The organism is Yersinia sp. 2553 StPb PI (assembly GCF_052217105.1).
Classification (GTDB): Bacteria; Pseudomonadota; Gammaproteobacteria; order Enterobacterales; family Enterobacteriaceae; genus Yersinia; species Yersinia enterocolitica_E.
The window spans coordinates 3,257,160-3,270,387 of record NZ_JAZGPX010000002.1 but is presented as its reverse complement, the minus strand read 5'-3'; the positions used below and the strand labels follow the sequence as shown (position 1 = coordinate 3,270,387).

Below are 13,228 nucleotides of genomic sequence, written 5' to 3'. Positions count from 1 at the left end.
GTTGAAATTAATGTGACTGATAGCAGCCTACACCGACCAGCCGGAAAATGAAAAAATAGGTTTATCAAACTGGTTGGAGAAGTGCTATGCCCGCTATTTTAGTCTTAACATCCCATCGTCACCCGGATGAGTCTCGTATTAACCGTCGGTTGATAGAGGCCATCCGCCCATTAGCGAATGTCACGGTGCATGAATTGATGCGTGAATACCCTGATTTTCAGATAGATGTGGCGCGGGAACAGGAGTTGTTGAAGTCACATGATGTGATTGTGATGATGTTTCCGTTTTACTGGTACAGCTCACCGGCTATTTTAAGTGAATGGCAGGATGCGGTATTAACCCATGGTTTTGCCTACGGCAGTGGTGGCAATAAGCTACAGGGTAAGCCGTTGCGGTTGGTGGTCTCCACTGGAGGGAAGGCTCAGGATTATACGCCACAGGGATATAACCGTTATCCGGCGTTAGATCTGTTATTGCCCTTCCATGCCATGGCGAACCTAACCGGAATGGATTATTTACCACCGTTTTTGGTGCAGGGGGCAAATGAGATGGAGGAGGAGACGTTGGATGGCTATGTTCAGGGTGTGGTGGGGTTGATGAAGGGGTTTTAGTCACTAGTCCTGGTGGTAAGTGATCCGGTTCATTATTTTGGTTGATTTGGTGATTTGGTGATTTGGTGATTCGGTGCTCGGATTTGGTTGTTAGAGTAGATCGGATCATTATTTCGGTTGATAATCGTTCAGTGCTCAATTCATTTCCGCCACCTCAACCGAGTTAAGGCCCATAAGCGTGGGCCTTAACAATCCGCGCTTGCGCACGTATCGCTGGCCTGCTGCGCAGGTACCCTCAATCATCGTTCCGGCTAACGGACGGCTTTATTCGCGTCCCTGCTCATGACGCCTCAACCCGCCGTCCTTGGCGGGTTGCCTTGTCTACTCTCTTCACTCGGCGGCTCAAATGTGCTTTTAAACATCAAAACCTAAAGAAAAGGTTTTGATTTTGACGTTGGGCGCAATCAGGAATATTGCCGACAAAGATTGCAGGCCGAATGAGCTGCATGGACGCGGCGAAAGGGGCTGTCGAGCTGGGAGCGAGTCGGCCCCGGTTCGATTAGCCTGCAAGCGGCCGGAGGGCATGGCGAAGCCACAATATTTCGCGCAAGCGCGGGATTCCACAAGGGGGCGCGCCCGCCCCCTTTGGCGGTTGAGGCGACTAAGGTTAGGTTAGCCGTAAAGTTATAACAACCGAATCCGAGCACCGAATCAACCGAAACAGTGATCCGATCTATTCTATAAACCAAAACTTAACCCTCGAGTGAACGGCAAAACGCTATCCCATAAAATGCTCAGCCAGCTCTAAATCCCGCCGGGCAAACTCTCTTACTATCTTCCCGCTCTCCATCAGGGCCGCACGTTCAGACATATGGGCCACCACATCGCTGTCGTGGCTGACCAATAAATACGTCATGCCATGTTCGCGTTTCAAGTGATTGAGCAAATTGAGGATTTCCGCCTGAACCGACATATCTAATGCTGAAGTAGGTTCATCCAACAACAACAGTTTAGGGCGCAGCAGCAAGGCGCGGGCAATAGCAATGCGTTGGCGCTGGCCGCCAGAGAACTGATGAGGGTAACGCTGGGCGGCAGAAGCAGGCAGACCTACTTGCTCTAATGCACTTACAATTCGCTGCTGGATATTCTTTTCACCGTGAATCTGTAATGGCTCACCCAATGTGCGTTGAATATTATGCTGAGGGTGCAGCGAGGCATAGGGGTCTTGAAACACCATCTGCACATCTTTACGCAGTTGGCCGGTGAAACGTTGCCCTGGCCGTAACGGCGTACCCAGCAAGGTTATCTCTCCTTGCCATTCTCGCTGTAGACCGGCCAAAGTACGTAATACTGTAGATTTACCACAACCGGATGCGCCGATCAGGCTGAAGGTTTCACCCGCTTCAACCGCAAAGCTTACTGATTCAACTGCGGTTTTCACCTGATTTCTCTGCGGAAAACTGACCCGGAGATTATTGACTTCAATCAGTGCCATGGGAACCTCCAGAGAAATCAGCGCTGCGATCTAATACTGGCAAGTCAGTGCCATAGGTACCGGCACTCGGACGGCAGGCCCATAACGTATGGGTATAAGGATGAGTTGAATAAGGCAAATCTGCCGCCGCCCCTTGATCGACCAGTTTCCCTTGATACATCACCAGCACGCGATGGCAATGCTCAGCGACCAACGGCAAATCGTGGCTTATTAACAGTAAACTCATATTGCGCTGCTCGGTTTGTTCAACAATCAATTCAAGAATTTGATTACGCAGTTTGGCATCCAAGGCTGATGTTGGTTCGTCGGCAATTAATACTCGTGGGTTATTCACCAACGCTATAGCTAACATTGCCCTCTGGCCCATTCCGCCGGAGAGTTGACCAGGATAGCTGTGGTAAGCACCTTCATTCAGCCCGACGGCGGCCAGTGCATTTAATACTCGTTCATGAGCATCGGCCCCTGAAAGAGCATTATGTAACAGCAGGGATTCTTCAATTTGCTTACCCACGGTTCGCACCGGATTCAGTGCGTAGCGGGGATCTTGCAGCACCATAGCAATTTCACTGCCACGTAACGCCCCCCACTGTTTCGGCTTAAGGGATGTCAAATCGTGTTCGACGATCTTACCGGGATTTCCTTGTTCATCGGTATTGTCAGAGTAATAACTCAGCTTTTTGGCGCTGACTTTGCCCGGTGAGCGAACTAACCCCATCAGTGCTCTGGCAGTAATGGATTTACCGGAACCGGATTCACCGACCAGTGCTACGCGCTCATGGCCGAGCTGGAAGGAGATATTATCCACCACCCGCTGTTGTTTAAAGTCGACACTCAAGCCTTCAACGGCGAAAATTTTATCAGTCATGGTGAGGGTCCAAAATATCGCGCAGGCCATCGCCTAACAGATTAAAAGCCATGCTGCTGAGCAAAATGGCGCAGCCTGGAATCGCGGCGATCCACCATTGATCGAAGATAACCTGCATTCCGTCGGCAACCATTGATCCCCATTCGGACATGGGCGGTCTGGCTCCTAGCCCGAGGAAACCTAACCCGGCAGCGGCCAAAATAATGCCAGCTAAATCCAGCGCCAGACGCACCACCGCCGAGGGGAGACACATGGGTAAAATATGGCCCCACAACAGCCGAAGACCTTTAATTCCCATCATTTCAGCGGCGGCCAGATAATCACTTTTGCGCAATAATTGGATCTCGGCTCTGGCCTGACGGGCATAGGCCGGCCAGGTAGTCAGCGCCAATGCCAATGCACCGTTAATCAAACCGGGGCCGAGCATCGCCACGAAGGCAAAGGCCAGAATCAGCCGTGGCATCGACATCACTACATCAGTGATGCGCATCAAAATGCGTTCGAGCCAGCCACCGTAATAGCCGGACAGCACGCCGACCAGCAACCCCAATGGTAGCGTGATCACGGTAACCAGCAGTACCAGCCCTAAGGTTGGGCGGGTGCCGTAAATCAGGCGCGACAGCATATCGCGGCCATAACTATCAGTACCGAGCCAGTGGTGTGCACCTGGCGGTAATAAACGGTCGGCTGCGTTTTGCCAGTTGGGATCTTGTGGCGCTAACCACGGAGCGAAAATCGCAATGATCACCAGCGAGGAGAGAATAAACAGCCCAATGCTGGTGGAGGGGGAACGCTTTAGCGCGTGGCAGAAGGTTATCATCGACATATCAACGCGTTCTCGGATCCAGCAGGCGGACCAGCAGATCCGTCACATTGTTAATCAAAATAAAGCAGATACCTAGCAGCAGTGTCCCGCCCATAATCGCGGTGGTATCGCCAGCAAATAGTGCGCTGGTCAGGTAACGGCCAATACCCGGCCAGGCAAAAACGGTTTCGGTTAACACCGCGCCTTCCAACATACTGGTATAGGCCAGCGCAATCACGGTCAGTAATGTGCCACGGATATTGGGTAGTACATGCATCAGCAGAATTCGCATTTCGCCCGCGCCTTTCGCTCGCGCCAATGTAATGTACTCTTTATTCAACTCGCTCAGACAGGCTGAGCGGGTCAGGCGGGTGATACTGGCTAGGGCATAATAAGAAAGCAGGGAAACCGGCAAAATTAAATGGGCGATGGCATTACTAAAGGCACCAGCATCATCGGAGCGCCAGGTGTCGATCAGCGCAAACCCCGTCTTCGCTTCCACAGTATATTGATAAATATCGTCAAGGCGGCCGGGGCCCGGGCTCCATTGCAGGCGCGCATAAAACAACAGCAACATCAGCAGGCCAAGCCAAAATATAGGTACCGAGTTACCCAGCAGGGTGATAAAGCGAATCGTGGCATCCAGCTTGCTGCCTGCCCAGCGGGCGCACAACAAGCCGAGGATAACCCCCAGTGCTGCGCCAATCACTAATGACAAGGTGGCCAATTCTAACGAGGCAGGGAAAACTGTCAGCAGATCCTGTAACACCGGTTGGCCGCTGGCACTGGCAGTACCCAGATCGCCATGCAGCAGCCGCACCAAATAGTGCCAGAACTGTACGGCTAATGGCTGATCCAGCCCAAGTTGGTGTTTAACTTGCTGATAGGTAGCCTCACTGGCGTGGTCCCCCACGATTTGTAATACCCTATCTACCGGCGACAGCGCCGACAGGAAAAAGGTAATTACCAGCAGACCGAATAAGGTCAGGGCCAGGGTAAATAAACCCTGTAAAAACCCCCAAAGACGACGCCGGGATTGGGTTCCCGGCGTATTATTTAGTGCTACAGACATCGACTAGCAACTCACTATTTCACAAATAAATTTATCAATATATCAACCAGCTATGCCCAAGATCTTGGCGTTACAGGTAGGCGGCAAGTGAACGAGTCCCGATGAGCTTACACTGGTAAGTGATTCGGGTAAGTTCACGCAGCTAACAACCCTGCAACTTCAAGTACGCAGGGAATAGGCTATTTGCTGACACGGTCATAATAGACCATATCCGCATTCAGACCTTGCTGGTAGCCTTTTACGTTATCGCGCAGCACAACTTGTGCTTTGGCTTGATCAATAAAGATATAAGGCGAGTTCTGTTGCAGCTCTTGTTGCAACTGGGTATAGAGCGCAGTGCGTTTCGCCGGATCGGCTTCTGCGACGGCGGCCAGTGTTTGTTTATTCAGCTCAGGAATAACCCAACCGTTTAAACCGGCAACAGTGCTGCTCTTGCCGTCGTTATAGGCAAAGGCGCTGGCATTGGAGTGCGCATCAAAGTAATCCGGGATCCACAAGCGGATAGCCGACTGATGTTGTTTAGCGCGGACTCGACCATATACTTGGCTGCCTGCTGCTGGCAGTAACACCAGTTTCACGCCACCTTGGGCAAAGCTTGCCTGTAACGACTGAGCGATAGTGATAAACGGAGGTTTGTTCTCAACATCCAGTGTCAATGTGGCATCTTTAATGCCTGCTTTGGCCAAAATCTCTTTAGCTTTAGCCGGATCAAAGGTGAATGGATTGCTTTCGAGAGCACCTGGTAAACCGACCGGCAGGAAACTTTGATGCACGAAATATTGGCCTTTCAGCAGATCTTTGGTAATTCCTTCATAATCAACCAAATAGCGTGAAGCGAGCCAAAATTCAGGTTTGCTCAATAGTGGGTTAGCAGGGTTGGCGGTGTTGAATACCAAATAGTTTTGTTCCGCTGAAGGGATCTCAACCACCTTAACGCCAGCTTGTGTTTTCAGCGCGGCGGTCTGATCTGGTCCCAATTCACGGGCAATATCGGCATCACCCTGCTGAATAAGCAGGCGGCGGGCACTTGGGTCCGGTACGTTCTTGATAATAATATTTTTAATCAGCGGTTTATCACCCGGAGATGTCGGGTTGGCATCCAGCACGATGGCTTGGTGCGGCTGATATACCCGCATTTTGAACGGACCACTACCGGCGGAATGCATTTTCAGCCAGGCATTACCATAGTCGTTTTCTTTAACATTGGCGGTGACGGCTTTCTTATCAACAATTGAGGCGATTGGGGTTGATAAGATATTCAGAGCAACCGCTGGGCTGACATCAGCGCTCCAGCTCAGTTGAACGGTCTTGTTATCAATCTTTTTCAGATGTTGATCGATGTTGCTAGCATCCCAGCCCAGTACGTTAAGGATGAAAGCCGGTGAACGGTTCATTTTTATCGCACGGGTAAAGGAGTAAATCACGTCATCGGCCTGCACTGGATTACCAGAAGCAAATTCAGCCTGCGGACGTAATTTCACGGTAAGGGTTTTGGCTGCGGCATCACCTTGCCAACTTTCAGCAAGGATCGGCACCACTTTTGCCGGATCATCACGATCAGCCTGTACCAGCCGCTGGTAGAGACTTGGAACCGTTTGAATACTCGACAGTTCATTACTTTCAGCCGGATCAAGGCTGACGATATCATCCAGGGATTGTACTACGACCAGAGTATCTGGTGGCGTTGCTGCCAATGCACCGCCAGATAGTGCTGTCAAAACCAATAATGACAGAATTTTAGCTTTCATTGTGACTCCCCGAAATGGGCTACAACCACGAATGTTTTTCGCGTTAATAGCAAGTATAGATAGTTAACATCGCTAGGAAATTATTGTTTTTTCGACTATTTCATCGCAGTTTCTCACGATAATGGCTTTACTGTCTGTGGTCAAAGTCTCAACAGTTATTTGTTATAACAATTAGTGATAAAAAAATTTTACAAAAACGTAATGATTATTAATTCGCCCAGCAGCAGCACAATCTTTATTCCAGATTAATAAATGTTAAACACTTCCCACTAAATGAACAGTGAACTGGTTATAATGAAACGTTATTTCATTTTATTTACACGAAAGGGAAAGCCATGATTACCGGAAATATTCATCATTTGGAATTGTTGCCTTATCTGCCTGCACAATTAAAAGAAGCTATTGAGTATGTGAAGAGCCATATCACCGCAGAAACCCCATTGGGTAAGCATGATATTGATGGTAATAATCTATTCGTATTGATCTCCAATGACTGCACGGATTATCTGGAAAATCGCCGTGCGGAATATCACGCTAAGTATCTGGATATTCAGATTGTTTTGGCGGGCGTCGAGGGGATGACGTTCAGTAATCAGCCTGCCGGTAAGCCGGACACTGACTGGTTAGCGGACAAAGACATCGCTTTTTTACCGGCGGGTGTTGATGAGAAGCAGTTTGTCATGCAGACCGGTGATTTTGTTGTGTTCTACCCAGGTGAAGTGCATAAACCACTGTGTGCGGTGGGGGAACCGGCTAATGTGCGTAAAGCTGTTGTGAAGATATCTGTAAAATAAGCTATTTCACTTGTCAGCTTGAACTTCGGGCAGTGCTCGCCGCCGTCACATACTCCGTGTATGCTCCGTTGGCTGCGCGCTGTCCGCACTCAATCTGCCTGCGCCAATAACGCTTATTGATTAGATGTGAAAATAATTAAAAGCCGACACATCAGATGATCGGCCCTGTTATGTTTAGTCTTGACCCAATGTCGCGACCATCACTGCTTTGATGGTATGCAGGCGGTTTTCTGCTTGATCAAATACGATGCTGTGAGCAGATTCAAACACCTCTTCGGTAACCTCCATTCCCCCCGGCAAATCATACTGTTCGGCCATTTGTTTGCCCACGGTAGTTTGGTCATCGTGGAACGCAGGCAGGCAGTGCAGGAATTTGACCTGCGGGTTACCAGTGAGTTTTACCACCTCCATATTGACCTGATAAGGTTTCAGTAAGGCAACACGTTCTTGCCACACCTCTTTCGGCTCACCCATTGACACCCAAACATCGGTGTACAGGAAATCAGCGCCTTTTACCCCTTCGGCAATATCTTCTGTCAGTGTTATTTTTCCGCCCGTTTTCTGTGCCTGCGCCCGACAAGCCGCCACCAGACTGGCCTCTGGCCAACATGCTTTTGGTGCAACCAGGCGTAGATCCATCCCGACCAGCGCCGCCGCCTCCAGCATGGTGTTACCCATGTTGTTACGTGCATCTCCAAGATAGGCAAATTTCATTTCACTCAGCGCCTTACCCGGCAAATGTTCTTGCATGGTCAGCAAATCAGCCAGTAGCTGGGTTGGATGGAATTCATTTGTCAGACCATTCCATACCGGGACGCCGGCAAATTCGGCCAACGTTTCAACGATTTGTTGCCCGTGACCGCGATATTGGATACCGTCATACATGCGGCCTAGCACTCTGGCGGTATCTTTAATTGATTCTTTATGCCCAATTTGGCTCCCACCTGGGCCGAGGTAAGTCACGCGAGCACCTTGATCATATGCGGCAACTTCGAAAGAGCATCGGGTACGAGTTGAGTCTTTTTCGAAGATGAGCGCGATATTCTTACCTGCTAATTTTTGCTGCTCACAGCCTGATTTCTTGGCTTGCTTGAGTTCAGCAGCTAGGTCCAGCAGGGCCGTAATCTCGGTGGGGGTAAAATCCAGTAACCTTAGAAAGTGACGTTTATAGAACTGACTCATCTGTTCATCTCCATTTGCCCTTCATATTTGCTGTCTGGCTACAACACCAATTATTGGGGGGATTAATTGAACTTCAATGTGAATTTAAATTCAATTTATACGTATAAATATTCAATTACAACCCTAATCAATAAATCTTTCTCGTTTATAGTGGAGGCATTAGCGTGGGTGTGGGAAAATAGCATCATACAAAGCCCATTGACTGAGGATAAAGGCATGGCAAACCGCGAAATGCTGGACGAACAACGTGACGAGACCCGCCTGATCATCGAAGAACTGCTAGACGATGGCAGTGACCCAGATGCGCTATACACCATTGAACATCACCTTTCCGCTGAGAAGTTCGACGTGTTGGAGAAGGCTGCCGTTGAAGCATTCAAGCTGGGTTATGAAGTGACAGATGCTGAAGAGCTGGAAGTGGAAGATGGCTCATTAGTGATGTGTTGTGACGTGATCAGTGAAGTTGCACTAAATGCTGAAATCATTGATGCACAGGTTGAACAACTTATTGCACTGGCCGAAACCTGTGGCGTTAACTACGATGGTTGGGGCACCTACTACGAAGACCCGAACGCCGAAGATGACGAAGACGGTGATTTCGACGGTGAAGAGTTGGTGGACGAAGACGACGACGGTAAGCGCCACTAAATTACCCTTCGTCCTTGACGCTATAGCGGTGTTAGCTGCACTCACTCACCCGAATCACTGACTTGAGTCAGCTCATCGGGATTTGCTCGTTTGCTGCCTTGCTATAGCGCCAATGACTTTGGGTAATTGCCTTGGTGCTTGATGCTATAGCGGTGTTAGTGGCTCTTACTCACCCGAATCACTGACTTGAGTCAGCTCATCGGGATTTGCTCGTTTGCTGTCTTGCTGTAGTGCCAATGACTTTGAGGAATCCCCTTTGCTCTTGGCGCTATAGCCGCGTTAGCGGCATTTTCCAGCTAATACTATCAGGGCGCTTGATGCGCCCTGAATAATCACAGTTTTTTTAGCATCGTCACTTCGCAGTCCACATGGCCGGTATTGCCCATCGAACAGTCAATATGCTCAAAACCCAATTTCTCATATAAGCCAATGGCGCTGGTCAGGCTGGCAGTGGTTTCCAGATAGCAGCGACCAAAACCCTGCTGACGAGCAAACGCCAACGCTTGTAACGCTAACTGTTTTGCCAAACCTTTACCGCGTAATATGGGCAGGAAATACATTTTCTGCAATTCACACAGATCGGCTTCGCCACCTGACAACGGTGCTACGCCGCCGCCGCCAGCGATATTACCGTCGACCTCGATCACCCAATAAGCGCTACGTGGCTGACTATATAGCTCAAACAAGTGATCCAGATTAGGATCAGATACGGTATAGCCTTTATCTGCGGTCAAGCCGAATTCAGCCGAAACATCACGGATAACATTGGCGATAGCGAGATTGTCTGCGACGGTGATAGGGCGCACCAGCAGACGGATCGGTGTGGCAGTGGTCATGGCGTATTACTCTATAAACCAATGGGTAATAACATAGTAATAATCTGTAATACCATCTATACCCGTCATACTTCAAGCTGTATGTGCGTTGGTTGCACTCAATAACCCGAATCACTTACTACCAGTAAGCTCATCGGGATGAATGAGGCTCATCCTGCGAGCTAGCATAAATGCTGTTCAAATCGGTTCCCGACCGATTTGTCTCTCGCTTGCCGTCTTCCTACAACTCGGATTATTTATGGTATGACACTGAATGAATGTAATGATAAAAAAAACAGCGGCTAAATAATTAGCTCGCTGTTCTTATCAGGCTGTCGGGACTCGGGTTAATTACAGAGCAGCGATGACTGCCTGCTGTTCAATTAACTTTTGTTTGGCTTCAGCACAGGCCGCCATTCTTTCACGCTCTTTGGCAACTACCGCTTCAGGCGCGCGCGCCACAAAGCCTTCGTTACCCAGTTTGCTTTCGATACGCTCAATCTCGGCTTCCAGTTTTGCGACTTCCTTAGCCAAACGATCCAGCTCAGTAGCTTTATCGATCAAGCCCGCCATTGGAATCAGCACTTCTGCGCCTTCAACCAGTTTGGTCACCGACACCGGGCCTTTATCACCATCAGCGAGCAGAGTGAGAGAGGACAAGCGTGCCAGCGACTGGATGAAACTCTGGTTTTCCAACACACGGCGCTGAGCTTCAGCACTGGCTCCACGCAGTATGACTTCCAGCGGCTTACCTGGCGCGATGTTCATCTCTGCACGGATATTACGCACCGCAATGATGGTTTGCTTGATCCACTCCAAATCACTCAGGGCTTTCTCATCTACCTGGCTGGCATCATATTCTGGGAAAGGTTGTAGCATAATGGTATCTGCTGTAATGCCTTTCAGGGTTTTAACCCGCTGCCAGATAGTTTCAGTGATGTAAGGAATGATTGGATGCGCCAGGCGCAGCAATGCTTCCAGCACCTCAATCAGGGTATGACGGGTACCGCGCAGTTCAGCATCAGAACCACTGTTCATCACCGGCTTGGTCAGCTCCAGATACCAGTCACAGAACTGGTTCCAGGTAAACTCATACAAAATACCCGCCGCTAGATCGAAGCGGTAAGTATCCATCGCTTCACGGTAGGCTTTGATGGTCTGATTGAATTCCGCCAGAATCCAGCGGTCAGCCAGTGATAGCACCATTTCGCCGCCGTTCTGCCCGCAATCTTGTCCTTCAGTATTCATCAGCACGAAACGGCTAGCATTCCACAGCTTATTACAGAAGTTACGATAGCCTTCCAGGCGTTTCATGTCCCAGTTGATATCACGGCCGGTAGAGGCCAGCGCTGCCAGCGTAAAGCGCAGGGCATCAGTGCCGTGCGGTTCAATACCGTTCGGGAACTGTTTCTCGGTGCGCTTGCGGATTTTTTCCGCCAACTGTGGCTGCATCATGTTACCGGTACGTTTTTCCAGCAACTCTTCCAGTGAAATACCGTCAACCATATCCAGTGGGTCGATGACGTTACCTTTCGACTTGGACATTTTCTGCCCTTCGTCATCGCGAATAAGACCGGTCATATAGACGGTCTTAAACGGCACCTGCGGTTTACCATTTTCATCTTTCATAAAGTGCATGGTCATCATGATCATGCGGGCAATCCAGAAGAAAATAATGTCGAAACCACTGACCACAACACTGGTCGGGTGGAAGGTTTTCAAGGCATCGGTTTGCTCAGGCCAGCCCAATGTGGAGAATGTCCACAGACCGGATGAGAACCAGGTATCCAGCACGTCTTCGTCTTGACGCAATGCCACGTCTGCGCCCAGATTGTTTTCGCGGCGCACTTCAGCTTCATCGCGGCCGACGTACACTTTACCTTGCTCGTCATACCAGGCCGGAATACGGTGGCCCCACCACAGTTGGCGAGAGATACACCAATCCTGAATGTCGCGCATCCATGAGTAATACATGTTTTCGTACTGCTTAGGCACGAACTGAATTTCACCGTTTTCTACCGCTTCAATGGCAACTTTAGCCAGCGGTGCCGTGCGTACATACCATTGGTCGGTCAGCATCGGCTCGATAACCACGCCGCCACGGTCGCCATAAGGCACCGTCAGGTCGTGCGGTTTAACCTCTTCCAGCAGGCCAAGTTTATCAAATTCAGCGACGACAGCTTTACGGGCAGCAAAACGTTCCAGACCCTGGAATTGTTCTGGGATTGCACCGCTGCAAGCATCGGTAGCTTCACCGTTAGTATCAAACACTTCAGCTTCAGCACGGATATCACCGTCGAAAGTCAGAATGTTGATCATCGGCAGGGCGTGACGTTTACCTACTTCATAGTCATTAAAATCGTGCGCTGGGGTGATTTTCACGCAACCAGTGCCTTTTTCCATATCGGCATGTTCGTCACCGAGGATCGGAATACGGCGGCCAACTAACGGCAGGTAAACTTCTTTACCGATCAGATCTTTATAGCGCGGATCTTCCGGGTTCACTGCAACACCGGTATCACCCAATACGGTTTCCGGGCGAGTGGTGGCGACCACCAGATAATCTTTACCTTCGGCGGTTTTGGCACCATCGGCTAGCGGATAACGCAGATGCCACATGGAACCTTTGGATTCGCGGTTTTCTACTTCCAGATCAGAAATAGCGGTGCGCAGTTTTGGATCCCAATTCACCAGGCGCTTGCCACGGTAAATCAGATCTTCTTTGTGCAGGCGAACAAACACTTCTTTAACTGCATTAGACAGGCCATCGTCCATGGTGAAACGCTCACGTTCCCAATCCACAGAGTTACCCAGACGGCGCATCTGGCGAGTGATGGTGCCGCCTGACTCGCCTTTCCACTGCCAGATTTTATCTATAAACGCATCGCGGCCATAATCGTGGCGGGTTTTGCCTTCTTCTGCGGCAATCTTACGCTCAACCACCATTTGGGTTGCGATACCAGCATGGTCGGTACCCGCCTGCCAGAGGGTATTTTTCCCCTGCATGCGCTGGTAGCGAATCAAGGTATCCATAATCGTCTGCTGGAAAGCATGGCCCATATGCAGGCTGCCGGTTACGTTTGGCGGCGGGATCATGATGCAATAGCTTTCTTTACTGGTATCGCCGTTCGGTTTGAAATAGCCCTGTTTTTCCCAGTGTTCATACAGCGGCTGTTCGATTTCTTGCGGGCTGTATGTTTTATCGAGGGACGGCTCAGTTTTGTCGATATTAGAAGGTGTGTTTTCCATTTTC

11 protein-coding genes are annotated in these 13,228 nt (G+C 49.9%); 3 read left to right on the top strand and 8 right to left on the bottom strand.

The genetic code is table 11. From position 1 onward, the window contains the following. Positions 1-86 precede the first annotated feature (86 nt). Entirely contained in the window at positions 87-611 is a 525-nt protein-coding gene (locus tag V2A84_RS16460) for an NAD(P)H-dependent oxidoreductase (protein ID WP_083160840.1), read from the top strand. Between the two features lie 718 nt (positions 612-1,329). On the opposite strand, the gene V2A84_RS16455 is transcribed toward V2A84_RS16460, so the two are convergent. From V2A84_RS16455 to V2A84_RS16435, 5 genes are all read right to left on the bottom strand, one after another. Beyond that, positions 1,330-2,046: an ABC transporter ATP-binding protein gene (locus V2A84_RS16455; RefSeq protein WP_083160838.1), complete on the bottom strand. Its 717-nt coding sequence runs from the start codon at positions 2,044-2,046 to the stop codon at positions 1,330-1,332. Then, positions 2,033-2,911 (bottom strand): ABC transporter ATP-binding protein, encoded by an 879-nt coding sequence (locus V2A84_RS16450; protein WP_083160836.1) that lies wholly within the window; start codon positions 2,909-2,911, stop codon positions 2,033-2,035. The genes V2A84_RS16455 and V2A84_RS16450 overlap by 14 nt, the downstream gene beginning before the upstream one ends. Then, entirely contained in the window at positions 2,904-3,737 is an 834-nt protein-coding gene (locus V2A84_RS16445; RefSeq protein WP_005186584.1) for an ABC transporter permease, read from the bottom strand. Before V2A84_RS16445 ends, V2A84_RS16450 begins: the two co-directional genes overlap by 8 nt. A 1-nt stretch (position 3,738) precedes the next feature. Beyond that, positions 3,739-4,788 carry an ABC transporter permease gene (locus tag V2A84_RS16440; RefSeq protein ID WP_083160834.1) on the bottom strand — a complete coding sequence of 350 codons (1,050 nt, stop codon included), beginning with the start codon at positions 4,786-4,788 and terminating at the stop codon, positions 3,739-3,741. 179 nt (positions 4,789-4,967) lie between these two features. Further along, positions 4,968-6,536, bottom strand: a complete 1,569-nt coding sequence (locus V2A84_RS16435) for an ABC transporter substrate-binding protein (RefSeq protein ID WP_083160832.1) — start codon at positions 6,534-6,536, stop codon at positions 4,968-4,970. A 335-nt stretch (positions 6,537-6,871) separates the two neighbouring features. Here V2A84_RS16435 and V2A84_RS16430 point away from each other — a divergent pair, with 335 nt between their 5' ends. Further along, positions 6,872-7,330, top strand: coding sequence for a YhcH/YjgK/YiaL family protein (locus V2A84_RS16430; protein ID WP_083160830.1), 459 nt, complete (start codon positions 6,872-6,874; stop codon positions 7,328-7,330). A gap of 174 nt (positions 7,331-7,504) precedes the next feature. Here the strand turns inward: V2A84_RS16430 and argF are convergent, their stop codons facing one another. After that, positions 7,505-8,512 carry an ornithine carbamoyltransferase gene (gene argF / locus V2A84_RS16425; protein WP_083160828.1) on the bottom strand — a complete coding sequence of 336 codons (1,008 nt, stop codon included), beginning with the start codon at positions 8,510-8,512 and terminating at the stop codon, positions 7,505-7,507. Positions 8,513-8,728: 216 nt separating this feature from the next. Between argF and rraB the strand changes: the two genes are divergently transcribed. Next, positions 8,729-9,160, top strand: a complete 432-nt coding sequence (rraB, locus tag V2A84_RS16420; RefSeq protein ID WP_083160826.1) for a ribonuclease E inhibitor RraB — start codon at positions 8,729-8,731, stop codon at positions 9,158-9,160. A 332-nt stretch (positions 9,161-9,492) separates the two neighbouring features. On the opposite strand, the gene V2A84_RS16415 is transcribed toward rraB, so the two are convergent. Both V2A84_RS16415 and V2A84_RS16410 read right to left on the bottom strand, forming a co-directional pair. Beyond that, positions 9,493-9,996 carry a GNAT family N-acetyltransferase gene (locus V2A84_RS16415; RefSeq protein ID WP_005186590.1) on the bottom strand — a complete coding sequence of 168 codons (504 nt, stop codon included), beginning with the start codon at positions 9,994-9,996 and terminating at the stop codon, positions 9,493-9,495. 330 nt (positions 9,997-10,326) lie between these two features. Continuing rightward, positions 10,327-13,224, bottom strand: a complete 2,898-nt coding sequence (locus tag V2A84_RS16410) for a valine--tRNA ligase (RefSeq protein WP_083160824.1) — start codon at positions 13,222-13,224, stop codon at positions 10,327-10,329. Positions 13,225-13,228: the final 4 nt, after the last annotated feature.